At 70.1% G+C, this 22,351-nt stretch carries 22 protein-coding genes; 11 read left to right on the plus strand and 11 right to left on the minus strand.

What is annotated here, in order from left to right; genetic code table 11:
* Positions 1-69: 69 nt before the first annotated feature.
* Positions 70-3,438, minus strand: coding sequence for an exodeoxyribonuclease V subunit gamma (recC, locus tag ACIHAX_RS32685; RefSeq protein WP_397281454.1), 3,369 nt, complete (start codon positions 3,436-3,438; stop codon positions 70-72).
* 257 nt (positions 3,439-3,695) lie between these two features.
* On the opposite strand from recC, the gene ACIHAX_RS32690 reads away from it, so the two are divergent.
* Together ACIHAX_RS32690 and ACIHAX_RS32695 are read left to right on the plus strand one after the other, a co-directional pair.
* Positions 3,696-3,893 (plus strand): hypothetical protein, encoded by a 198-nt coding sequence (locus tag ACIHAX_RS32690; protein WP_355070929.1) that lies wholly within the window; start codon positions 3,696-3,698, stop codon positions 3,891-3,893.
* Positions 3,894-4,057: 164 nt separating this feature from the next.
* A complete protein-coding gene (locus ACIHAX_RS32695; RefSeq protein ID WP_355070927.1) occupies positions 4,058-4,903 on the plus strand; it encodes a tat pathway signal sequence in 846 nt (281 codons plus the stop codon).
* A 12-nt stretch (positions 4,904-4,915) separates the two neighbouring features.
* Here ACIHAX_RS32695 and ACIHAX_RS32700 read toward each other — a convergent pair whose 3' ends face one another.
* On the minus strand, positions 4,916-6,412 hold the full coding sequence (locus ACIHAX_RS32700; protein WP_397281456.1) for a cytochrome P450: 1,497 nt from the start codon (positions 6,410-6,412) through the stop codon (positions 4,916-4,918).
* A gap of 228 nt (positions 6,413-6,640) precedes the next feature.
* Between ACIHAX_RS32700 and ACIHAX_RS32705 the strand changes: the two genes are divergently transcribed.
* Both ACIHAX_RS32705 and ACIHAX_RS32710 read left to right on the plus strand, forming a co-directional pair.
* On the plus strand, positions 6,641-8,074 hold the full coding sequence (locus tag ACIHAX_RS32705; RefSeq protein ID WP_355070924.1) for an NAD(P)/FAD-dependent oxidoreductase: 1,434 nt from the start codon (positions 6,641-6,643) through the stop codon (positions 8,072-8,074).
* Between the two features lie 152 nt (positions 8,075-8,226).
* Complete coding sequence (locus ACIHAX_RS32710) at positions 8,227-9,045, plus strand: hypothetical protein (RefSeq protein ID WP_364431131.1); 819 nt, start codon at positions 8,227-8,229, stop codon at positions 9,043-9,045.
* Positions 9,046-9,165: 120 nt separating this feature from the next.
* On the opposite strand, the gene ACIHAX_RS32715 is transcribed toward ACIHAX_RS32710, so the two are convergent.
* From ACIHAX_RS32715 to ACIHAX_RS32730, 4 genes are read right to left on the minus strand one after another with little or no spacing between them, the layout of a single operon-like run.
* Complete coding sequence (locus ACIHAX_RS32715) at positions 9,166-9,846, minus strand: urease accessory protein UreD (RefSeq protein ID WP_397281459.1); 681 nt, start codon at positions 9,844-9,846, stop codon at positions 9,166-9,168.
* A 9-nt stretch (positions 9,847-9,855) separates the two neighbouring features.
* Positions 9,856-10,575, minus strand: a complete 720-nt coding sequence (gene ureG / locus ACIHAX_RS32720; RefSeq protein ID WP_364431137.1) for an urease accessory protein UreG — start codon at positions 10,573-10,575, stop codon at positions 9,856-9,858.
* A gap of 25 nt (positions 10,576-10,600) precedes the next feature.
* Positions 10,601-11,266 carry an urease accessory UreF family protein gene (locus ACIHAX_RS32725; protein WP_364431140.1) on the minus strand — a complete coding sequence of 222 codons (666 nt, stop codon included), beginning with the start codon at positions 11,264-11,266 and terminating at the stop codon, positions 10,601-10,603.
* Between the two features lie 9 nt (positions 11,267-11,275).
* On the minus strand, positions 11,276-11,593 hold the full coding sequence (locus ACIHAX_RS32730; protein WP_355070914.1) for a hypothetical protein: 318 nt from the start codon (positions 11,591-11,593) through the stop codon (positions 11,276-11,278).
* A 181-nt stretch (positions 11,594-11,774) separates the two neighbouring features.
* Here ACIHAX_RS32730 and ACIHAX_RS32735 point away from each other — a divergent pair, with 181 nt between their 5' ends.
* The gene (locus ACIHAX_RS32735) at positions 11,775-12,503 is read left to right on the plus strand and encodes a hypothetical protein (protein ID WP_397281463.1); all 729 of its coding nucleotides are present in this window, start codon (positions 11,775-11,777) and stop codon (positions 12,501-12,503) included.
* Positions 12,504-12,518: 15 nt separating this feature from the next.
* Here ACIHAX_RS32735 and ACIHAX_RS32740 read toward each other — a convergent pair whose 3' ends face one another.
* Positions 12,519-13,991: an MFS transporter gene (locus ACIHAX_RS32740; protein ID WP_355070910.1), complete on the minus strand. Its 1,473-nt coding sequence runs from the start codon at positions 13,989-13,991 to the stop codon at positions 12,519-12,521.
* A 60-nt stretch (positions 13,992-14,051) separates the two neighbouring features.
* On the opposite strand from ACIHAX_RS32740, the gene ACIHAX_RS32745 reads away from it, so the two are divergent.
* Complete coding sequence (locus ACIHAX_RS32745; protein WP_364431151.1) at positions 14,052-14,726, plus strand: helix-turn-helix domain-containing protein; 675 nt, start codon at positions 14,052-14,054, stop codon at positions 14,724-14,726.
* A gap of 46 nt (positions 14,727-14,772) precedes the next feature.
* On the plus strand, positions 14,773-15,765 hold the full coding sequence (locus ACIHAX_RS32750) for a zinc-binding dehydrogenase (protein ID WP_397281466.1): 993 nt from the start codon (positions 14,773-14,775) through the stop codon (positions 15,763-15,765).
* Between the two features lies 1 nt (position 15,766).
* On the opposite strand, the gene ACIHAX_RS32755 is transcribed toward ACIHAX_RS32750, so the two are convergent.
* Positions 15,767-16,444: an O-methyltransferase gene (locus ACIHAX_RS32755; protein ID WP_397281468.1), complete on the minus strand. Its 678-nt coding sequence runs from the start codon at positions 16,442-16,444 to the stop codon at positions 15,767-15,769.
* Between the two features lie 116 nt (positions 16,445-16,560).
* On the opposite strand from ACIHAX_RS32755, the gene ACIHAX_RS32760 reads away from it, so the two are divergent.
* On the plus strand, positions 16,561-17,403 hold the full coding sequence (locus ACIHAX_RS32760) for an SGNH/GDSL hydrolase family protein (RefSeq protein WP_397281470.1): 843 nt from the start codon (positions 16,561-16,563) through the stop codon (positions 17,401-17,403).
* Between the two features lie 67 nt (positions 17,404-17,470).
* Here ACIHAX_RS32760 and ACIHAX_RS32765 read toward each other — a convergent pair whose 3' ends face one another.
* Together ACIHAX_RS32765 and ACIHAX_RS32770 are read right to left on the minus strand one after the other, a co-directional pair.
* Positions 17,471-18,736 carry an SPFH domain-containing protein gene (locus ACIHAX_RS32765; protein WP_364431162.1) on the minus strand — a complete coding sequence of 422 codons (1,266 nt, stop codon included), beginning with the start codon at positions 18,734-18,736 and terminating at the stop codon, positions 17,471-17,473.
* Entirely contained in the window at positions 18,736-19,167 is a 432-nt protein-coding gene (locus ACIHAX_RS32770; RefSeq protein ID WP_355070898.1) for an NfeD family protein, read from the minus strand. The genes ACIHAX_RS32765 and ACIHAX_RS32770 overlap by 1 nt, the downstream gene beginning before the upstream one ends.
* A 130-nt stretch (positions 19,168-19,297) precedes the next feature.
* Between ACIHAX_RS32770 and ACIHAX_RS32775 the strand changes: the two genes are divergently transcribed.
* The 3 genes from ACIHAX_RS32775 (at position 19,298) to ACIHAX_RS32785 (ending at position 21,873) form a co-directional block, all read left to right on the plus strand.
* Positions 19,298-20,122 (plus strand): DUF3097 domain-containing protein, encoded by an 825-nt coding sequence (locus ACIHAX_RS32775; RefSeq protein ID WP_397281472.1) that lies wholly within the window; start codon positions 19,298-19,300, stop codon positions 20,120-20,122.
* A gap of 157 nt (positions 20,123-20,279) precedes the next feature.
* On the plus strand, positions 20,280-21,095 hold the full coding sequence (locus ACIHAX_RS32780; protein WP_355070895.1) for a hypothetical protein: 816 nt from the start codon (positions 20,280-20,282) through the stop codon (positions 21,093-21,095).
* 46 nt (positions 21,096-21,141) lie between these two features.
* Positions 21,142-21,873: a serine protease gene (locus ACIHAX_RS32785; protein WP_356961870.1), complete on the plus strand. Its 732-nt coding sequence runs from the start codon at positions 21,142-21,144 to the stop codon at positions 21,871-21,873.
* Between the two features lie 19 nt (positions 21,874-21,892).
* On the opposite strand, the gene ACIHAX_RS32790 is transcribed toward ACIHAX_RS32785, so the two are convergent.
* Positions 21,893-22,315, minus strand: a complete 423-nt coding sequence (locus tag ACIHAX_RS32790) for a hypothetical protein (RefSeq protein WP_355070891.1) — start codon at positions 22,313-22,315, stop codon at positions 21,893-21,895.
* Positions 22,316-22,351: the final 36 nt, after the last annotated feature.

A 22,351-nucleotide genomic window follows, 5' to 3' on the forward strand; every position in this document is an offset into this window, starting at 1 on the left:
CCCACCGGTGACCGACACGCGCCGCGGCGGCGTATTCCGGTGTCACGTGCCGCGTCGGTTCGCGATCGGTCACGGCTGGCCCTGGCTTTCCGCGGCCAGCAACGGGGCCCACATCCGCCGGGCCAGCGCGCCGAAGCGGGTGCTCTCGCCGGGTTCGCCCGCCGCGGCGGGCGCGGCCATGAGGTCCTCGAGCCGGGGCGCCGGGCCCCAGACGTAGCGAAGGTGGCGGTCGGTGTGATCGCCGAAGGGCCCCGGACCGTTGGGGCCGCCGTTGAATTCGCGCTCCGCCGCCGCGATCGCGTCGTCGGTGCTCGCGCCGCGGAAACGCCGTTCGGCGTAGACCGCGGTGGCGGCGGGCGCGACGGGCAGCGGTTCGGTCAGGCCCTCGTCGCGCAGCGCGACGAGCCTGCGCAGGATCTCCCCGGCCGCGGGCGCGTCGGGTGCGGTGAGCTCGCAGCGCCAGGTCGGACGGCCGAATTGGCCGCGGCCGGTGCTCACCGCCCGCCAGGAACGGTCCTCGGTGACGGTCAGCGCCAGCAGCGAAACCCACGCTCCGATCCGGTGTTTGGGGGCCAGCCGGGAGAAGGTGGTGCGGACCAGGGTGTCGCCGCGCACCTCGGGCACGGTGCCGGTGAGCCGCCGCCCGTTGCCCAGGTCGACCGCGATGTCCACCGCGCGCGGCGGGCCCGCGTAGTCCGCTTGCGCGGCGCGCACCAACCGGTCCACGGTGTGCTCCACCTCGTCGAGCACGGCGGCGCCGAATCCGAACGGCGGCAGCGTGCCGCGCCGCCACTCCGCCGCCCGCAGCCCGGCCGGATCCGCGCCGGTCAGGCGGGCCGCGAGCAGGCGTTCGCCCAGCTCCCACTTGGCCAGGCCGTCCAGCTCGATGGGCAGCCGGTCGGCGATGTCCTCGTCGTGCTCGGGAACCCGCAGACCGAGCCGCTGCCACAGGAAAGCGCGCACCGGGTGCTCCACGAAGGAGATCAGATCGGCCAGCGCGACATCCGCCGTTTGCGCGGCGGGCAGCGGCGCGGCCAAGAACCCCGGACGCGGCAGCGCGGGTCCATCAGCCGCGTGCGCGCCGGCCAGGGCCACCGTGTCGAAACTGAACGGCTGCTCGGCCCGGAAATTCCGGCGATCGAAGGATTGCAGCGGATGCCGCGTCACCACCGAGCGCATCGCCGCGGCGCCGACGTGGGCCCGCAGCGCGTCCAGCAGTTCGGCGACCGGAACGGCGGGCGGCCGGTGCGCCCCGCTGACCGGGTCGGCGCCGGTGTGGAACACCAGCAGCGTGTCCCGCGCCGCGAGCACGGCGTCCAGCAGCAGCTGCCGGTCCTCGCTGCGCGGATCGCGTTCGCCCAACAAGGGTTCGCGGGCCAGCACGTCGTCTCCGTCCGCGGCGCTCGCGCGCGGGAACATCTCGTCGTCCAGGCCGAGCAGCGCCACCACCCGGTGCGGCACCGACCGCATGGGCACCATCGTGCAGACGGTCAGTTCGCCGGTGCGGAAGTTGGCCCGCGTGGGGCGCGCCGCCAGCCGCGAACGCAGCAGCACACCGACGTCGGCCAGCCGCAACGACACCTCGCCCGCGTGGTCGGTGGCGGCGGCGAGTTCCTGCCTGGCCTCGGTACGCACCCAGGCCTGCGCGTCCGGCACGTCGGTCAGCAGATCCAGCGCGCGGCCGAGCGCGGCCGCCCATTCGTGCGCGGGACGGGGGCCGCGCAGGTCGCGCAGGCACACCGCGAGCCGGTCGACGAACTCCGCGAAGCGTCCGGCCAGATCGACGTCGTTGCTGTCCACGTCGTCCAAGGGCAGCGCGAGATCGAGCCAATCGTCGGAGGTCTCGCCAGCGGTGACCCCGAGCAGGATCCGGTCCACCGCGCTGTTCAGCGTGTTCTGCGCGAAATCGGCGAGCCCGAACGCTTGGCGCTGACGCTGCCCGATGCCCCACCTCGCCCCGGACTCGGCCGCCCACTCGCGCAATCGCTCGATGTCGTCGTCATCGAACCCGCAACGGCGCCTGACCGTCTCGGCGGCGGCGAGATCGAGCACCTGGGTCACCGTCACGCGGCCGTCGGCCAGCTCGAGCAGCACTGCGATGACCGCGAGCAGCGGATTGGTCACCCCGCGTCCCCGGTCGGCCAGGCGCACCCGCAAGCGGTGCGCCGGATGCTCCGAATCGCTCTGCGTCTCCGGCGATCCCGGCGCGCGCTGCCCGAATGCCGCGCGCACCAGCGGCGCGTACGCCTCCACCTCCGGGCACATGATCAGCACGTCACGCGGCTCCAGCGTCTCGTCGGCCGCGAACAGCCCGAGCAGGCTTTCCCGCAGGACCTCCACCTGCCGTGCGGGGCCGTGACAAGCGTGCACCTGTACGGTGCCGTCGGCGCCGACCTGCCCCGCCGCCGGTGGCCACTGGTCGTCCCGGATACCCCGTTGTAGTGCACGCAGCAATGTCATGGACGAATCATGCTGTGCCGCAACGTCATCGAGTTCGCTGATCGGATGATAGGTGTCGGTTCCGGTGACGGCGGACGCGGCCAACCGCTGCTGCAACTCCCGGACGTCGCGCCCCAGTCCCGCCAGCAGCGGATGGGTGACCGCCGTGGCGCTGCGGTCCTCGGCGCGCGTGCGGGCAGGGGGCAGCTCGCTCAGGGTCGACCAGAGGACCGGACTCGGATGCACGAGCCACAGGTGCACGTCGCGGCCGGCGGCCAGCGCCGACAGCACGGCCAACTGGTCGCCGGCCAACCGGGTCACGCCGAACAGCGACAATCGCGGCGGCAGCGCGACCAGATCCGGACGCGCACGCAACCGGGCACAGGCGGCGTCGAGCCGCTCGGCCGGGCTCGGCGCCCCGATCTCGGCGCGCAGCCCGCGCCAGAGCATCGGCTGCCAGAGCAGGTCGTCGGGTACCGGAGCGCCCGCGCCATCGGTGTCGAGGCCCGCCGCCCACTCGGTGATCAGCGCTGGACGCTGAGCGGCGTAACTGTCGAACAGCGCGGCGACCTGGGCCGCGGTCGCGTAACGCCGTCCGGCGCGGTGCTCGCCGCCCGTGGCGTCTCCTGCGCCGAGATGCCTGGCGGGCACCGCGCACCAGGGCTCGGACAGCGAGGCGTCGATCACCCGCAGCAGCGTCCACACCGCCCGCTCCTGCGCCCACGGATCCTCCGCCTGCGCCACCCCGCTCGCCGCGGCCAGCGCCTCCACGACCAGCGCGGAAGGCGAGGGGAAGGCGATGTTGGCGCACACACCGTCGGCCGCTCCGCCCGCGCCGAGCACTCCCGAGAGCGTCTGCGTCAGCCAGCGCTCCACGCCTTTCGCCGGCACCGCAACCACCTCGGCCGCGAACGGGTCTTCCTGCGGCGACGCCAGCACCCCGGCGAGCGCACGGGCGAGGACGTCGGCGCGCTCGGCACGGTGGATGTGCAGCGGCATCTGCGCCCTCTCGATCGGTGGTGTCCGGCTGCCCGGCCTCGGACTTCGTGCACGTTTATACGCCCAGCGACCGACGCGCAATCGCACCGCCCCATCCGGAGTCCAGTGAAATAGACCACACCAGAACGGATTACTCCGACGTGTCACGCGGGCGCCGCCGCGGCGATGTGCGACAGTGCTGCACCGGGGAGGAGAGCTTGCACCGGGGCGGAACGAGAGAGCTGCACCGAAAGGCTGGTTCGCGTTCTATGGATGCGATGGTGATTCCCCTGCTTCCGAAAGGCGGATTCACGGTCCGCCGGATCGGTGACCGCTGGGACCTGATCAACTCGCGCCACTACGGTCGCACCGTAGTCCTGCATTCCTGGCCGAGGGACCGGCACACCGAGGCCTTCGAGCACTGCTACCGGCTCAACGGACGCACCGTCGAGGAACTGCGCGCCGCCTTCCGCTGACGTGTCCGGCCGGCGGTGACGATCGAATTCCACTGCGGCGCAAGCAGCCGGAACGGGCGCTAGCACACCCTGGATCCGAGCTCAAGACGTGCGTCCGGACCCGCGATGTGCGATCGTCATCCCTCGTGCGTTATCCGTCCCCCGCCACCCGAACCGTTCCCCGCGTGGCCGCTTCCGCCTGTGTCCTCGCCGCAGCGGCGATCATCGCTCCGAGCCTGCCCGCCGCGCTCCCGACCGCGGGCGCGGTGCCACTCGCGCACACGCAGGGCTGCCTGCCCGGCTTCGACTGCGATCTGAGCAGCCGCATCGCGAAGGCCGACGCCTACCTCAACAACCGTCCCGGTGTCACCGGCTACGTCCTGCGCGACCGGGTGTCCGGCGGGGTCTACGCCAACGCCAACGCCGAGAACGCGGTCTGGACCGCTTCCACGATCAAGCTCGCGATCGCCGCGGACCTGCTCAACCGGGCGCGGGTCGGCGCCATCAACCTGACTCCCGAGGACCGCGGTCTGATGGAGGGCATGCTCGCGACCTCGAACGACGGCGCCGCCGACCTGCTCTGGACCAAGTACTCGGGCATCGACCGGATGGCGTTCAACAACGCCTTCCGCGCCAACGGGATGACTTCGCTGGTTCCCCAGCCGACCAATACCGCGCTGTTCCCGGACTGGTCGTTCCAGAAGTGCACCGCCGCCGACCTCGACCGCCTGATGGACAACGTCCTCAACCGCATGCACCCCGACGACCGCAACTACCTCGTCGACCGGATGCGCGCGGTGGACTCCAACCAGCACTGGGGCGTGTGGGGCGCGGGCGCGAGCATGCGTCCCGGACTGAAGAACGGCTGGTCGGCCGAACAGGGCGGCTGGGTGGTCAACTCGGTCGGCTTCGCGGGACCGGGCGAGCGCTACACCCTGGCCATCATGAGTTCGCTGGGTGACGCGGGCGGCTACACCGAAGGCGCCGAGACCGACACCAAGCTCGCGGAGATCCTGCTCGCGGGCCGCTGACCGGCCGGCCGCTCAGGCGGCCGCGCGCCTGCGCAACGTCATCGGCGCACCGTCCCTGGGGAAGGGAATCGTGGTGAATCCCCAGGGCATGCGGTATTTCTCGGGGATCCGCCACTCGTATGCACGCACCAGGGCGGCGGTCACCGTCTTCACCTCGAACGTGCCGAAGTGCATCCCGATGCACTTGTGCGCGCCTGCTCCGAACGGCATCCACGCGAGGCGGTGCGACTTGTCCTCGCGCCGCTGTTCGCCGAATCGCTCCGGATCGAAGCGTTCGGGGTGGGTCCACAGTTCGGGCAGCAAGTGATTCACCTGGTAGGCGAGGTCCACCGGGGCGCCGGCCGGAATGTAGTGGCCTGCGATCTCGGTGTCACGCACGGCGCGGCGCGACAGTCCAGGAACCGGCGGCATCAGCCGTAGGCTTTCCCGGACCACCAGATCCAGATCGTGCAGCGCCTCCAGGTCCGCGATGGCGGGCGGCCCGTCGCCGAGGCGCGCGTCCATGTCGAGCACCTCGGCGCGCACCCGCTGCTGCCACTCCGGGTGCTTGCCCAGGTAGTACGCGACGGCGGTGGCGGTCGTCGTCGTGGTGTCGTGCGCCGCCATGATCAGGAAGATCATGTGGTTCACCACGTCGGCGTCACCGAAGACGCCGCCGTCCTCGCTGCGCGCGTGGCACAACCCGGAGAAGAAGTCCGCCGTCTCGACGCGGCGCTTCTCCGGCAGCATCGCGGTGAAGTAGTCCTCGAGCACTCTCCTGCCGCGCAGCCCGGCCCGCCAGTTGCCGCCCGGCACCGAATGCCGGATGATCGCCAGCCCCGCGTGCGTGCAGTCGACGAACGCGTTGATGAGCTGGCCGCGCCGCGGGCCGACATCGACTGCCATGAACGTCTCGCCGGCGATCTCGAGGGTCAGCTCCTTGATCGCCGGATACAGCCGCACCGTGCGTTCGGCGTCGCGCCCTACCGGCACCCAGCGTGCGATGTACTCCCGCGCCACCGGCGTCAGCGCCGCCAGGTGTGCTTCCAGCCGGTCCCTGGTGAACGCCTGCTGCATGATCTTGCGGTGGAATTTGTGCTCGTCGAATTCCAGCAGCAGCAAGCCGCGCCGGAAGAACGGGCCGATGAAGTAGTCCCAGCCCTGGCCGAAGTCACGGCGCCGGTGCCCGAGTACTTCGTCGAGTGCGTCCGGTCCCGCGACCAGCACCCGGTCGACACCGAGCGATGTGTTCAGCGAGACGGGTCCGTACCTGCGGTAACGCTCCATCATCTCGGCCGGGCCCCAGCGCATGTAGTGCAACGCCCGGCCCAGGTAGGGCAGCCCGGCATCGCCGCGCACCGCGACGGTGTCGCTGCCCCGCGGCGGGGTGGCCAGCACTTGGCGCCGTTCCGGCAACAATCCCAGCGCCCGATCGATCAGATGGCCGTGCGGTACCTCGATCAGCGCGATGTTCTCCGAATCGGCCCGCACGCTGGGCTTCCGGCCGATCGCACGGTCACCGGCGACCATGGCAATCCTCCCTGAGCGACAGTTACCATCGTAGGCTCTCGACCTCGCCCACTCGGCCGGTTCGGTCGCGACGATCCTCCCCGCCCCGGCCCGGCGGCAGTGAGATATCGCACCGCAACACGCCAGGAACGGACATCTCGTCGTGACGGTGCCCGACTCGACGGCTACGGTTTAGCTGTCAGGAACCCCCGCCGGGGACGACCCCCAGGTCCATCGAGGAGCAGGACGATGAGCACTCAGACTGTCGAGAACGGCCGGCACCGGGTGGTGGTGATCGGCTCGGGCTTCGGCGGCCTGTTCGGCACCAAGCACCTCAAGCGCGCCGACGTCGACATCACGCTGATCTCGAAGACCTCGACCCACCTGTTCCAGCCGCTGCTCTACCAGGTCGCCACCGGCATCCTCTCGGTCGGCGAGATCGCGCCCGCCACGCGGCTGGTGCTGCGCAAGCAGAAGAACGCGCAGGTGCTGCTCGGCGAGGTCACCGACATCGACCTGACCGCCAAGACGGTCACCTCGCGCCTGCTCGACCAGGACACCGTCACCCCGTTCGACAGCCTGATCGTCGCGACCGGCGCGCAGCAGTCCTACTTCGGCAACGACCGGTTCGCCACCTACGCGCCGGGCATGAAGACGATCGATGACGCGCTCGAGCTACGTGGCCGGATCCTCGGCGCATTCGAGCAGGCCGAGCTCGCGACCACCCAGGAGGAGCGCGACCGGCTGCTGACCTTCGTCATCGTCGGCGCGGGCCCGACCGGCGTCGAGCTGGCCGGACAGATCGCCGAACTGTCCGACCGCACGCTGGAGGGCACCTTCCACAACATCGATCCGCGCGACGCGCGGGTGGTGCTGATCGAGGGCGCGGGCGCGGTGCTCGGCCCGATGGGCCCGAAGCTGGGCGGCAAGGCCGAGCGGCGCCTGGAGAAGATGGGCGTGGAGATCCAGCTCAACGCCATGGTGATCGATGTCGACGCGTTCGGCGTCACGGTGAAGGACTCCGACGGCACGATCCGCCGCATCGAGTCGGCGTGCAAGGTGTGGTCGGCGGGCGTGCAGGCCAGCCCGCTGGGCAAGCTGATCGCCGACCAGTCCGACGGCACGGAGGTCGACCGTGCGGGCCGGGTCGTGGTCGAGCCGGACCTCACCGTCAAGGGCCACCCGAACGTCTTCGTGGTCGGCGATCTGATGTCGGTGCCGAACGTGCCGGGGCAGGCGCAGGGCGCGATCCAGGGCGCGACTTACGCCGCCCGGCAGATCACCGCGGGGCTGAAAGGCCAGACGCCGCAGGAGCGCAAGCCGTTCAAGTACTTCAACAAGGGCAGCATGGCCACGATCTCGCGATTCAGCGCCGTCTGCCAGGTGGGGAAGCTGGAGTTCGGCGGGTTCATCGCGTGGCTGGCCTGGCTGGCGCTGCACCTGTACTACCTGGTCGGCTACCGCAGCCGGATCATCACCGTCATCCAGTGGTTCGTCACCTTCCTCGGCCGCAGCCGCGGACAGATGGCGGCCACCGAGCAGTGGGTGTTCGCACGATTGGCCTTGGAGGCGATCAGCAACGGCGACGACGAGGACGCCGAACAACTGGCCGCCGCTCTCGGCGCTTCCACCAACAGCCGGGTCGCGGTGGACAAGGCGCATACCGACGCGAAAGCCGGCTGATCCCGCCGTAATAGCGCGTTCGACCAATCCAGGTCACCGGCAGATCCGAATGTGGGGCGTCGACGTCTCCTTCGGATGAAAGGTGATCTATGGGCACAGGCAAGCACCGAGCACCCAAACCGCACCGGGCGAAGTTGGGTCCTCTCGTCGCCATGGGAACGGTTCCTCTCGTTCTCGCGCTGGTGGGAACCGGCACCGCGAACGCGGCACCCGATCGGCCCGTTCCGGTGACCCGGACGGATCCCACCGATCAGCCGGCCCAGTGGCCCGCGGCCGAGGCGCCGAACGTGCGCCCGTACGAAGGTGTGCGGATTCCGGACGACACGCTGAGTTCGTTGCAGTGGGCGCGTCCGTTGCCGAATCCGAAGTATCTGGCCCCGCTGGAAGGGCTGCACGGCCCCGTTCCCGTCGCGCCGGTGCCGCCGATCGCGCCGCCGCCGCACAAGCTCCGCTTCGGAGACGTGCAGGTCGACGCACCGGATTGGCTCTACCGGGAGCAGGCGATCCAGCTCAACGACGGCGCCGCGATGGCCGAGGCGAATATCGCGACGTACCTCGACTCGATCGGGATGGAACGCACGAGGTCCGATCGGGTGGCGGGCCAGACCGTGGGCGCCGCCGCCATCGGCGCCGCGGCGGGCGCCGCGTTCGCGAGTCCGTTCGCGCTGTTCGGAGCGGCCGTCGGCGGAGGTCTCGCCCTGGCCATCGGTCTGCCGTTCGCGCCGATCGGTCTCGCCGCGGGCCCGATCGGGGCCGCTTACGGCGCGGCCCTGATGGCCGCCCCGTTGGCTGCCATCGGTGCGGGGATCGGCGCGGGACTCGGTGCGGTGCACGCGCTGAGCGCACCTCCCCGGGCGCAGGGCGCGCCGGAGGCGGTCGATCCGGCCCCGGAGAACACCGCCCCGGCTTCGGAAGCCACCGACACAGCTCCGGAGGCCGGAGACACGGCCCCGGAGACGGCCAACGGCTGATCGGATGGGGCTTCCGAGGAGCGAGCCGGAAAGGTGGGAACCCGACGACGCTGTCGGGCTCCCACCCTTTCTATCTCCAGCTCTCAGCCGGATTACACCTGTGTCGAACGAAACGATTGATCAGCGCCGCGGCTCGGCATGCTCCACCCCGGAGACGCCCAACAGCGCCCCGGTGCGGGTGAACAAACTGCCACCCGCCGCCAGCGGCAGCCGAGTCTGCGTCAAACCCGTTGTCGCCGCGACACATTCGCCCGGATAGACGAGTTCGCTCTCCAGGGCGCGAGGCGCGGACAGCGCGTCATCGGCCGCTGTGTCCGCGCCCAGCGCCAGCCGGTGGCGCAGCAGAGGCGTGTCGTCGACATCGGCGATCAGGTCACCGCGCCATATGCCGCCGTCCTCGCCCGCGCGGCCGATCTGGACGCGTTCGCGCATTCGCAGCCGGGCTCCGGAATCCAGCCGGATCGTGGTGACGGTGTGGTGCCGCGCACCGCCCGCGACGATCATCGGTTCGGGATCGAAATCCAATACTCCCCCACTACCGACCTCGAGCTGCCAGCGTCCGCACGATTGCGGCGTCGCCGCGCCCGGCAGTGCCAGTGTCGCCGCGACCGAGCGGACCACCAGTTCGGCACCCGGCGCGACCACGATCACGATGTCGAGTTCGTCGCCGCCCAGCGGCGTGGCGGCGGTGCCGATCAGATGGACCGCACGCGGTCCGGTGCGGCGGGCCGACAACCCGCCGCTGGCATGAATCTCCGGAAGCGTCCCTGGGCGAGCGACGAGGCGTAGCTGCGTGCGCACCGGCGACACTCAGTGCGCGGCGGCGGATTCGCCGGCGCCCGCCCGGTCCTGCTCGGCGACCGCGCGCAATTGCTCGCGTACCCAGGCCAGCACCGGCGTCGCCGCGGGATCCTCGGTGAGCGAGACGAGCACTGTCGGCCGGTCCGCACGCACCCGCGCCGCATCACGCTCCATCACACCGAGGTCCGCGCCGACCAACGGCGCCAGATCGGTTTTGTTGACCACAAGCAGATCCGAGAACGTCACGCCGGGACCGCCTTTGCGCGGCACTTTGTCGCCACCCGCCACGTCCACCACGAAGATCTGCACGTCGATCAGGCCGGAGGAGAACGTCGCGGTCAGATTGTCGCCGCCGGATTCCACCAGGATGAGGTCCAGCGGCGGATTGGCGGCGACCAGATCGTCGATCGCGTCGAGATTGGCGGTGATGTCGTCGCGAATGGCGGTGTGCGGGCAGCCGCCGGTCTGCACGGCGGTGATCCGCTCGTCCGGCAGGACCGCGTGCCTGCGCAGGAAGTCGGCGTCCTCGGTGGTGTAGATGTCGTTGGTCAGTACCGCCAGCGACAGCTCGTCGCGCAACTGCCTGCACAGCGCGGCCACCAGTGCGGTCTTGCCCGAACCGACCGGGCCGCCGATGCCGATGCGCAGCGCCTCCCCGGGCGTGCGGGCCCGTTTCGGCCGCTCGTGCCCGTGGTCGTGCGGCTCACCGTCGATCAGATGCGGGGGCATGGGGCGGTCTCCTTCTTCCGGGGCGTCAACTCGCGAACAGGGGCATGTCCCGCTGCCGATGCCGCTCGGCGAGCACGTCCTGCAGCGGGTCCGACATCGCGGCGAGACCGGTCACGGCCTCGGCGGCGACGCGATCGCACAGGTCGGCCAGCCGGACCGTGCACGCGGCGATCGCGGCGGGGTCCAGGGCCAGCAGACGCTGGGCCGCGGTGGCGGCGCCGGTGAGGGTCGTGTAGACGACCACACCGGCGATCTCCCGGGGCGGCACCGCGGCGGCCGCGCCGACCATTCCGAAGACCGTGGACAGATGCGGTGTCGTGGCGAGCGGCGACCAATCGTGCCGGGGCCACAGCTGTTTCGCCAGGCGCAACAGACCGCGGCCCTGGGCACGGGACGCGGCCCGCGCCGCGGGTGCGGGCGTGCGCGCGTCGGCTTCCGCTTCGGCCCGCGCCGGATCCAGTTCGCCCGCGCAGACCGCCGCGGCCAGCGACGCGGTGACCAGCCCCGAGGTCCGGATGCGGCGGCGCAGATACAGCTCGACCGTCACGACGTCGCGAACCAAGCCGGACGCGACGGCTTCTTCCACACCGCCGGAGTGCACGTGGCCGCCGATCGGCAACCGTGAGTCGGCGAGCGCGAGCACCATCGTGAGACCGGACGCGGCCGGACCGATCGCAGCGGGTTCGCGCATCCGTCGATCCTATGTCCCGGCGTGTCGGATGGATGTCCCGGTCGTTTCGCGGAGGTTCCGGTCCGCGCCGGACATGTCCCGCACGAGCCGTGGCAGGTCTTGGCGGGCGAGGTAGGCGGCGATGCTCAGCTCACCCTCGGCGCGCAGGACCGGGAAATCGCTGTAGAGGTCGAGGGTGGGCGCGTCGCCTAGGGTCATCGTCCAGTGTGCCGAGCTGAGCCAGCAGTGCCCGCCGATCGCGATGGTGGACTGGGTGGCCAGCGTCGCGCGCGGTGCGGCGAGTCCGTGCGCCCTGGCGCGAGCGGCGGCGATGAATTCCTCCCTCATGACGCACCGGCTCGTCGTGGGCGTGACCACTCACGAGCGGTATTCGACTCGCGGGAGGCGCGCCGGTGCGCGACTCGAGCATTTCTACTCACGCACCTGGCGGCGATCATGTGTTCGAATGTTGCGGGCGCACAGAATTCTTCACCAGGGCTACGCCCGGTGCATCTACCGAGGGGGCGAGGTGTCGACGCCGGACACGCGAGTATCTGCCGCACAGTGGATCGCGCGCGCGATCGCGATCGTGGTGCTGGTTCCGATCCGTCTGCTGTGGGAGGGCGTTCTGCTTCTGTGCCGCGCCACGGCGGCGGCGCTCGGGTACATCGCGCGACATCTGCTGGTCCCGGCGGCCGAGCTGATCCGGCACTGGGTGCTGCGGCCCGCGTGGATCGTCGTGAAGGATTTCCTGTGGGGCTGGGTGGTGCAGCATCTGCTGTGGGGCTCGGTGCTCACGCCGCTGCTGTCGCTCCTGCTGGAACACCTGTTGCGACCACTGCGGCGTGCGGTGGAGGTCTTCCTGTGGCGCAAAGTGATTCGTCCCGCTGGGGCCTGGTTGCTGCGCTGGGTCGTGTATCCGATCGCGTATGCCATCGCCTGGGTCTGCCACCAGACCGTCAAGTGGCTGATCGTCTGGCCCCTGTCGCAATTGTGGCGTTGGGTGCTGCACCCGCTCTGGAAAGCGGTGCGCGTGACCGCGCGCTACGGGTGGCGTGTGGCCACGCTCATCGTGGGTGTGCTCGTGGTGCTGCCGTGCCGCGCGCTGTACCGCTACGTGCTGCGCCCGGTGTTCGCCGCCTTCGCCGTCGTCTGGCTCGCTGTGGTGGTGCGCCCGGTCCGCTGGGTGCACGGCACGATCGTCCGGCCGATGAACCGCTGGGCGGCCGAGATCATGACTTCCGTCTTCGGCCACTGATCCCGGCCGCACAACTCAGCGCGAACGTGGGGCGGCGAAGCGGGCGATCAGCGCCATCGCCGTGAGCACCGTCGCGCCGACGGCCACCGCGACGTGCATGCCGTCGACGAAGGATCCGCGCGCCGCCTCGATCAGCGCCGCGTTCCCGCCGGCCTGCTGGATGGTCTCGCCGAGCGTCGCCGCGTAGTCGCCCCCGGACCGGAAGATGAGCGCCGCGAGCGAACCGAGCAGCGCGAGACCCAGCGCGTTGCCGAGTTCGAAGCTGGTTTCCGAGATACCTACCGCCGACCCGGCCCGCTCCGGCGGCACCGAGGACACCGAGACCTCCGACACCAGCGTGAAGGCCAGACCGTAGCCGATTCCGGCGATCGTGGAACCGGCGAGGTACCAGCCGAGTCCGTCGTGCGCGCCGACACCGAGCAGCATCAGGTTGCCCGCCGCGGAGGCGAGCAAGGCGAACACGAAGGTCGCGCGGGCGCCGAAGCGATGCCCAACCCGGGCGCCGCCCACCGAGCAGACGAAGACCGCGATCGCCATGGGGATGCCGAGCAGCGCCGCCGCCAGCGGCGTGCGCCCGGTCACCGATTGCAGATAGACGCTGGTCAGATAGCTGAGGCCGGCCAGCGACATCATGCCGGTCAGGCTGGCGCCGATCGCCACCGAGAACTGGGGCCTGGCGAACAGCCGCAGATCGAGCAGGGGCTCACGCAGCTGTCGCTGCCTGCGCACGAAAACGGTCAGGATCACCGCGCCGACCAGCGCGACGACGATCGCTTGCGCATCGATGCCCTTGGTGGCGGCGTGTTTGATCCCGTACACCACCGGCAGGATGCCGCCGATCGACAGGACGACACTCGGCAGATCCAGCGGTCCCCGCACTCCCGCCCGATGCTCCGGCAGCACGAACGGGCCGAACGCGAGCAGGACCAGCAGCACCGGGATGTTGATGAGGAACACCGAACCCCACCAGAACTGGTGCAGCAGCACGCCACCGATGATCGGTCCGACAGCAGAGCCGCCCGCGAAGAACGCCGTCCAGACGCCGATCGCGGCCGCTCGCTCCCGCGCGTCCGGGAACAGGCTCGAGATCAGCGCCAGGCTGGACGGCAGCAACGTCGCGCCGCCGATGCCCATCAGCGCCCGCGCGGCGATCAGCACGCCCGCGCTGGGCGCGAACGCCGCGATCACCGACGCGATGCCGAAGACCACGGCGCCGGTCAGCAAGATGTTGCGCCGCCCGATCCGGTCGCCGAGATTGCCCATGGTGATCAGCAGGCCCGCGATCAGGAAGCCGTAGATGTCCAGAATCCACAGTTGCTGGTCCGCGGACGGATCCAGATCGAGGGTCAGTGTCGGCAGCGCGAGGAACAGCACCGAGATGTCCATCGAAACCAGCAGCACCGGCAGCAGCAGGACCGCCAAGCCCAGCCACGCCCGCCGCGAGCCCGTCGTGGCCGGCTCGGTCCGGACCGGCTGCACGTCTGTCATCACCGAACATCCTCTCCATGACGCGTACGTCGTACGCATGATCCCGGGTACAGTGTACGCATGCTGCACCGCGCCGCCATCATCGACACCGCGATCGAGCTCGCCGACACCGAAGGCTTGGACGCGCTGTCCATGCGGCGCATCGCCGATCGGCTCGGGGTGGGAGCCATGTCGCTGTATCGCCACGTCGCGAACAAAGACGAACTGCTCGCGCTGATGACCGACGAAGTGGCCCGGCGCAACCCGTACCCCTCCCCCGAGGGACAGCGGTGGACCTGGCGCGACCGGGTCCGCATCGCCGCCGAGGTCGACTGGGCCCTGTACCGGCAACATCCGTGGGTGCTGCTCACCTTCGCCACTCCGCGCTACAGCTTCGGGCCGCAGAGCTTGGCCTGCCTGGCCTGGTTGGTCGACGGGTTCCTGGAACTCGGCGTGTCCACCCGCGAGGCGACCGGCATGTCCTTCACCGTCTGGAACTACATCTCCGGCGCGACGCTGCCCGAGATCAGCGCCGAGCTGATGGCGCGCAAAGGCATGGATCCCGCGGGCGACAACGGGCTGCGGACGCTGCTGCACGGCACAGCAGAGGGACCGGTCCCCTCCGCGTTGGCCGATCTCGCCGGCAGCGGTGTACGCGATCTGACCCAGGAGGAGCTGCTCTACGACGGGCTCGACGCGCTCTGCGACGGCTTCCAGGCCAGGGCGGCCCGGCGCGACCGGTTGACCTCAACCTAACTTGATGCTGGAGGCTGACCGGCGACGCCAACGAACAGGAGCCACCGTGCACGCCATCCGCCTCCACGCTTTCGGCCCGGCCGAGAACCTGCGCTACGAAATCGTTCCCGATCCGGTGCCTGGCCCCGGCGAAGTCCGCATCGCGGTGGCGGCGGCCGGTGTGCACCTGGTCGATACCGCCCTGCGCAAGGGCGAGCCCGGGCCGTTTCCCTTGCCGCAGTTGCCGACCATCCCCGGGCGCGAAGTCGCGGGCACCGTGGACCGCGTGGGCGCCGATGTGGATGCGGGCCTGCTGGGCGCGCAGGTGGTGGCCCATCTCGGCCCGGTGCCCGGCGGTTACGCCGAATTCGCCGTGACGGACGCGGCCCGGCTGCACGAGATTCCGGCGAACCTCGATGCGGCGGAGGCGGTGGCGATGATCGGCACCGGGCGAACGACCATGGGCATCCTGCAGTTCACGGAACTGAAGCCCGGCAGTGTCGTCCTGGTGACGGCCGCGGCGGGCGGCATCGGCACGCTGCTGGTGCAATTCGCGAAGAATGCCGGAGCCACGGTGATCGGGTTGGCCGGTGGCCCCGCGAAGGTCGATCAGGTGCGACACAATGGCGCCGACCTGGCGGTCGACTATCTGTTGCCGGATTGGCCGGACCGGGTCCGCGTTCGAATCGGCGACCGCGGGGCGCACGTGCTGTTCGACTCGGTGGGCGGCGCGGTCGCCCGCGCCGGAATCGATCTGCTCGCACCGGGCGGCCAACATCTAATCTATGGCTGGTCCGGCACATCGAACAACGAAGGGCCGGTCCGGCTCTCCGCCGCAGAACTCACCGAACGGGGTATCACCTCCGAGACGGTGATCGGTCCGCCGATGCTGGCGCGCGCGGGCGGCGATCTGCGCGTCCTGGAGAACCTCGCCATGGCCGAGGCGATCGCCGGACGGCTGCGACCCGGCATCCAGCGCTTCGCGCTCGCCGACGCGGCCGTCGCGCACCGCGCGCTGGAAACGCGCGGGACGACCGGCAAAGTGGTGCTGGAGCCCTGACTCACTCCACGTTGTCGCCGTTCACCACGGCATAGGCGAAGCCGTCCCAGCCCTTCGCACCGACGGTCTGCACCACGGTCGCGTCCAGGCTCGGTTCGGCGGTGAGCAATTCGACGAGTTCGCGACTGGCCTGCGCGTTCGGGTCCTCGGACCGCTCGTCGGCGATCGTGCCGCCGCGCACGACGTTGTCGACGATGATCACCGAGCCCGGCCGGGCCAGCCGCAGCGCCCACAGTACGTAATTCGCGTTGTTCACCTTGTCGGCGTCGATGAAGACCAAGTCGAACGGTTCCGGATCCTCCTGCGTGAGCACGGGCAGGCTGTCCAGCGCGGCGCCGACCCGGATCTCCACTCGGTCGCCGACGCCAGCACGGTCCAGATTCGCCCGCGCCACCTCGGCGTGCCGGGCGGCGAACTCGAGCGTGACCACCCGCCCCTTGGGGCCGACCGCGCGGGCCAGCCAGATCGTGCTGTATCCGCCGAGCGTGCCGATCTCCAGCACGCGTCGCGCGCCGACCGTCCTGGCCAGCAGATGGAGAAACTTCCCCTGCGGCGGTGACACGTCGATCGCGGGCAGGCCGGCCGCCTTGTTCGCCTCCAGCGCCGCGTCGGAATCGGGATCCGCCACCAGTGTCTCCACCAGGTAGCTGTCCACATCGGCCCATCCAGATGTCGTCATACCTCGCAGTCTGCCACCCGATTCCACCCGCGGGCACGCCTCCGGCGAGTAGCGTTCGGCACGGAGAGACGTACATGTTTCGTGAGCGCGCCGACGAATGGACGGACAGAAACGACATGACGAATCTTGCGCGGGCCACAGCGGTCACCGCCTGTCTGATCGCCCTGGGCGCCGCCTCCCCCGCCGCGGCCGATCCCATCGGCGGGGCCGAATACGTCGCCGTGGGCGATTCCGGGGCGGCCACCACGGGCGTGCGGAACTTCGACATCTCGGCCCCGTTCCGATGCCTTCGCTCGACCGCGAACACACCGCAACTGGTCGCCCGGGACTTGGGCCTGCGGATCGACGACCGCACCTGCAACTCCGCCCTCATCGCGGACCTCACCGCCCCGCAGCAGCCGGGCATTCCGCCCCAGTTCGATCCGCTCGGCCCCGCCACCAGGTTGGTCACCGTGCACATCGGCGCCAACGACGCGTTGATGGCCGAACACATCGTCGCCTGCCACGTCTACGGCCTCTCCGGGGCCGGTACCTGCGCCGGTCCGGACTGGGACGTCGACATCGATGCGATCGCGGCGCCTTACGCGGCCGCATTGCAACAGATCTCGGCCCGGGCGCCGCACGCGCTGATCGTCGTCGACGGCTGGCCGCGCTACGTGCGCGACGGCGGCTGCCCGGCGCTGGTCGGTCTCCGCCCGTCCGACGCCGCGCCCATCCAAGCCGCCTTCGATCATCTCAATTCCGTGGTGTCCCGCGTCGCCACCGCGCACGGCGCGATCTACGTGGACACCAGCGCCGCATCGGAGGGCCGCGACGCGTGCGCGCCCGTCGGCGTCCGCTGGATGGAGCCCGTCCTCGCCACCGAGACGCTGCTGCCCTACCACCTCAACCCGCAGGGCATGCGCGGCATCGCCGATGTCGTCGTCCCGGCGATCCGCGCCGCCGGGCTGCCCGGCTGAGTAATCCGGCCGCACCGACGCGACGGCCCCGAACTCGGGCGGAGTCCGGGGCGGCGCCGACGCGATGTTATTTCGTGAAGTTCTCCGGCGGCTGCCAAGGACGGCCGTGCGGGTCGTCCGGGCGCTGGGCCGGAGGTTGCTGCGGCGGCTGCTGCTGAGCCGGGAAAGCCTCCTGCGGAGGGATGACCGGCTGGTGCGGCGAAGGTTCGAACGCCGGCGGGGGCGGTGTCGGGGTCAGCCCCTCGACCGGGGTCCGCGCCGTGGCCTCGGCGGCGCGCACGGCGCGCTCGATGGTCGGGTCGGGCGCGGTGTCGAACCAGTCCGCGACATCGGAGTCGTCCTCGGGCTTTGCTTCCGCGCCGTCGGAGGCGGGCGGCTCGTACCGGAACACACCGTCCTCGCCCTGCGTGCCGAAGCTCTTCGCGAACCCCTCCAGCGCCTTGCCGAAATCGCTCGGCACCAGCCACACCTTGTTGGCGTCACCGCGCGCGACCATGGGCAGCGTCTGCATGTACTGGTAGGCAAGCAATTCCGGCGTCGGCTTGCCGGATTTGATGGCGGCGAAGACCTTTTCGATGGCCTTGGCCTGGCCTTGCGCCTGCAGGTAGGAGGCGGCGCGCTCACCTTGTGCCCGCAGGATACGGCTCTGCCGTTCGCCTTCGGCCGACAGGATCGCCGACTGCTTGGCGCCCTCGGCGGACAGGATCTGCGCCTGCTTCGAGCCCTCGGCCGTCTTGATCTGCGATTCGCGCTGTCCCTCCGCGGTGAGGATCATGGCGCGCTTCTCGCGATCGGCCTTCATCTGCTTCTCCATCGACTCCTGAATCGACGGCGGCGGATCGATGCTCTTCAGCTCGACCCGCGCGACGCGCAGTCCCCAGCGCCCGGTCGCCTCGTCCAGCACGCCGCGCAGCTGGCCGTTGATCGAGTCGCGTGAGGTGAGAGTCTGTTCGAGCGTCATGCCGCCGACGACGTTACGCAGTGTGGTGACGGTCAACTGCTCGACAGCGGCGATGTAGTTGCTGATCTCGTACACCGCCGCCTGCGGGCTGGTCACCTGGAAATAGACCACCGTGTCGATGTGCAGGGTGAGGTTGTCCTCGGTGATCACCGGCTGCGGCGGGAACGACACCACCCGCTCCCGCAGATCCACCTTGGCGCGGACGCGGTCGGCGAACGGCACGAGGAACGTGAGTTGGCCGGAAACCGTCCGCGAATACCGCCCGAGCCGCTCGATCACCGCGGCCTCGGCCTGCGGCACCAGCGCGATCGACTTGAAGACCACCACCACGACCAGCAAGATGAGGACGGCGGCAACGATCAGTACAGCCATCAAGGCCCCTTCCAGACGACGGCGGTCGCGCCGTCGATCTTCATGACATAAACGGTCGTACCCGGTTCATAGACTTCGGTCGTGTCCATCGGCCGCGCGGTCCACACCTCGCCATTCAGTTTCACCTGGCCGGAGTGCGCCGCCACCTGCTCGAGCACCAGAGCGGTCTTGCCCGGCAGGGCGTCCACGTTCGTCGGCGTGGGCGGAGGAGTTCCGTAGCGACGCCGGATGATCGGGCGCACACCGAGCAGCAGCACCGCCGAGATCACCGCGAAGACGACGGCGTCGGCCACGACGGAGGTATCCGCCGCCGCGCTGACACCCGCGGTGCCCAGCGCGGCGACACCGAGCATCAGCAAGGTGAGGTCGCCGGTGAGCATCTCCGCCGCCGCGAGCAGAATGCCCGCGACCAGCCAAAAAATTGCGGCCACACGACCACTGTAGTGCGCGGATCATGATCTCGGGCGCATCATCGACGAGTACTCCCGATGAATTCCACGCGTGGACGCGCGGTGCCCCTGGTCCGCCGAAAGCCACAGCGGCGGTGCTAGCTTCAGGCAGGTGAGCGGGCGTGACAGGTATGGCGACATCTTCTCCGGGCATCCTCGATCGAAGAAAAGGGCGGTGCCGACGGTCACCGCGGAACGCGACCTGGTGGTCGAGGATGCCGCCACCGGATTCTGCGGCGCGGTGGTCGGATTCGATCGCAGCTACGACGGCGAGTTCGTGAAGCTGGAGGACGCTCGCGGCACGGTGCGCCTGTTCGCGCTGCGCGAGGCGGCGTTCCTCATCGACGGCGAGCCGGTGACGCTGGTGCGGCCGCGGGCCGCCGCGCCGCAGACGCCGAACCGCTCGGCCTCCGGCTCCACCAGGGCGGAGGGCCTGCGCGCCCGGGTCGCCCGTGGCAGCCGGATCTGGGTGGAGGGCGTGCACGACGCCGCGCTGGTCGAGCGGGTGTGGGGCCACGATCTGCGCGTCGAGGGCGTCGTCGTCGAGCAGTTGGAAGGCTTGGACAATCTTGCCGCTCGGCTGGCGGACTTCCGGCCGGGCCCGGGCAGGCGGGTCGGCGTGCTGGTCGACCACCTGGTGACCGGATCGAAGGAGACCCAGCTGACCACCGGGCTCGGGCCACATGTCCTGGTGACCGGGCACCCGTTCGTCGACGTCTGGCAAGCCGTGCGCCCGGCCACCCTCGGCATCGCGGAGTGGCCGCGGGTGCCGCGCGACGAGGACTGGAAGACCGGCGTCTGCCGACGCCTGCGCTGGGGCTCCCCGCAGGACGGCTGGCGGAAGGTGTACGAGGCGGTGTCCTCCTTCCGCGACCTGGAGACGCCACTCATCGGCGCGGTCGAGCGACTCATAGATTTCGTCACCGAGCCGGACTAGCGACGGCGGAGGATGAGCGCCCCGCTCCGATGCCGGACGGTATCCGCACGGACTCGCTCGGCGCGGGCAGCGCGGCGCCCGCGGTTTCCGTGCTGCTCACCAATGCCCTTGCGTATGGATGCCCACCGGTAGCGCCCACCCTTTATGCTCGATAATTATGTGCTCTCCAAGTGCGACGCTGACGGTGTGGGCGAGCTCCTGGCTGGCCGGCTGCAGTGCGCCCGACGACGTTTTGGCCGCCTTGCACGCGTGGGCGCCGAAGCACACCATCGCGGCTGGTGATCCGCTCACCGGCGGCCGCACCGACCTACCCTGGTCCGCCCACGGCAACCTGCCGGGGAGCGGAGTCATGGCACTGCTCAAGGTGATTCGCGAGACGATGGCGCAACCCGGCGCGCAACTGCGGTTGGTGCTCCCGGTCCCAGGAGACATCCGCGGCGTCCCCGCGGGCACGGCGTTCGCCGCCGACGCGATCGAGGCGGGCGAGGGCATGCTGATCGGCGTACCCGGCACCGAGGGCACCGGCCTCATCCCGCGCTGGGCCGAGGACGACACGCTGCAATGGACCGTCTACAGTGCGCCCATCCCCTCGGCGCCCGGCCCCGACATGTCCCTCGGCGAAGCCGAATACGCGATGCGCGAAGCGGTTCGCGATGCCGCCGACGCGCTGATGAAGCTGCACACCACATCGCTGGGCGCGCCCGACTCCGATCCCCGCGAGCTCATCGAAGCCGAACTGGCCGACTATTCGCGGCACGACTATCCCGAGTCGATTTCATTGCGCGCCAGGCGCATTCTCGACACCGCCGATCATGTCGCGGCCATCCTCACGGTGGCGCAGCGGGAGCCCGCTTCCGCACCCACCTCCGCCAGCGCGATCGGTGCGCAGGAATCGCTGCTGCGGCCGCTGTGGGACGCGATCCGCGCCGCGCGCCTGGTCGCCGTGCACGCCTCCGCGCGCGGAAGCCGCTGACATCATGCCGGGGCGGTGTGAGATGCGTTTTTCCCATCGTTGCCGCATGGCCGCCGTCACCATCGCGACTGTTCTGTTCGGTCTCACTCTGCACGCCCCGGCCTCGGCGATCGTGGGCGGCGCCGACGCGACGACATCGGAGTATCCGTGGCTGGCGGCCATCGGCACGCCGTTGTTACTCACCCGCGCCTCCGGGCAGTTCTGCGGCGGCGCGCTCGTCGCACCGGACCAGGTGATCACGACGGCGCACTGTGTGGCCCTGGCACAGACGCTGACCCAAACGCTCACCGTCACCTTCGGCCGTGACGACCTTCGCGGAAGCGACGGAAAAACCGTGCATGTCAAGAACATTCGCATGCATCCGGGTTTCCTGGCAACCGTTCTGGACATGACGACCGCGTATCGCAACGACGTGGCGATCCTCACCCTGGACGAGCCGCAGCCCGGTCCGACGATCACCGTCGCCCCACCCACTTCGGGCAACGCGACCATCCTGGGCTGGGGCGCGACCTCCGAAACCGACGAGACCAACACCCGGTTGCGCGCGGCGAACGTCCCACTGGCCGCCGATGGTGAGTGCGCCACCGCCTATGGTCCGGCCTTCGATCCGTACACCATGCTCTGCGCGGGCACTCCCACCGCGGACACCGCCCAGTACGACAGCGGCGGCCCGATTCTCGTCGACGGGCGACTTGCCGGTCTCACATCCTGGGGCGTAGGCGCGGCCCGCCCTGGCTTCCCCACTGTCTACACCCGCCTGACCAGCCCGGGCTTCTGAGTCACAGGCACGGCGAGTTTCACTGCTGCGGCGGGTACGGCGGCTGCTGCGGCGGGTACTGGTGCTGCGGCGGATATTGCTGATACTGCTGTTGCCCCTGCGGCGGATAGGGCTGTTGGTACTGCGGCGCCGGATACTGAGGTTGTCCCTGCAAATTCTGCTGCGGAAGATACTGCTGGGGGTACTGCTGCTGCGGATATTGCTGGGGCTGGTTCGATTGATTCGACTTGTTCCGCTTGCTCAGCCAGATCACGAGCCCGATGACCACGGCGACGACCCCGATGCACAGCAGCAGACCTCCGATCGAGAAACCACCGCCGCCACCGCTGCGACCACGGCGCCTGGCCTCGGTGACGTCGAGCGCCACGGTCCATACGTTCGTGTCGGACCAGGCGTGCGGATCGAGCACGGCGGCATTGGTCAGCATGTCGGCATAGGTCATCTAGAGGTACCCCCCAGAAAGTCGGATTCGGCGATC

This window comes from Nocardia sp. NPDC051929, assembly GCF_044548645.1.
GTDB lineage: Bacteria > Actinomycetota > Actinomycetes > Mycobacteriales > Mycobacteriaceae > Nocardia > Nocardia sichangensis.

Coding starts and splice junctions, on each gene's coding strand:
- recC (WP_397281454.1), bottom strand. CDS start 3,438: ATGCCGCTGCACATCCACCGTGCCGAGCGCGCCGACGTCCTCGCCCGT.
- ACIHAX_RS32690 (WP_355070929.1), top strand. CDS start 3,696: ATGGTGATTCCCCTGCTTCCGAAAGGCGGATTCACGGTCCGCCGGATC.
- ACIHAX_RS32700 (WP_397281456.1), bottom strand. CDS start 6,412: ATGGTCGCCGGTGACCGTGCGATCGGCCGGAAGCCCAGCGTGCGGGCC.
- ACIHAX_RS32705 (WP_355070924.1), top strand. CDS start 6,641: ATGAGCACTCAGACTGTCGAGAACGGCCGGCACCGGGTGGTGGTGATC.
- ACIHAX_RS32710 (WP_364431131.1), top strand. CDS start 8,227: ATGGGAACGGTTCCTCTCGTTCTCGCGCTGGTGGGAACCGGCACCGCG.
- ureG (WP_364431137.1), bottom strand. CDS start 10,575: ATGCCCCCGCATCTGATCGACGGTGAGCCGCACGACCACGGGCACGAG.
- ACIHAX_RS32725 (WP_364431140.1), bottom strand. CDS start 11,266: ATGCGCGAACCCGCTGCGATCGGTCCGGCCGCGTCCGGTCTCACGATG.
- ACIHAX_RS32730 (WP_355070914.1), bottom strand. CDS start 11,593: ATGAGGGAGGAATTCATCGCCGCCGCTCGCGCCAGGGCGCACGGACTC.
- ACIHAX_RS32740 (WP_355070910.1), bottom strand. CDS start 13,991: ATGACAGACGTGCAGCCGGTCCGGACCGAGCCGGCCACGACGGGCTCG.
- ACIHAX_RS32745 (WP_364431151.1), top strand. CDS start 14,052: ATGCTGCACCGCGCCGCCATCATCGACACCGCGATCGAGCTCGCCGAC.
- ACIHAX_RS32755 (WP_397281468.1), bottom strand. CDS start 16,444: ATGACGACATCTGGATGGGCCGATGTGGACAGCTACCTGGTGGAGACA.
- ACIHAX_RS32760 (WP_397281470.1), top strand. CDS start 16,561: ATGACGAATCTTGCGCGGGCCACAGCGGTCACCGCCTGTCTGATCGCC.
- ACIHAX_RS32765 (WP_364431162.1), bottom strand. CDS start 18,736: ATGGCTGTACTGATCGTTGCCGCCGTCCTCATCTTGCTGGTCGTGGTG.
- ACIHAX_RS32780 (WP_355070895.1), top strand. CDS start 20,280: ATGTGCTCTCCAAGTGCGACGCTGACGGTGTGGGCGAGCTCCTGGCTG.
- ACIHAX_RS32785 (WP_356961870.1), top strand. CDS start 21,142: ATGGCCGCCGTCACCATCGCGACTGTTCTGTTCGGTCTCACTCTGCAC.
- ACIHAX_RS32790 (WP_355070891.1), bottom strand. CDS start 22,315: ATGACCTATGCCGACATGCTGACCAATGCCGCCGTGCTCGATCCGCAC.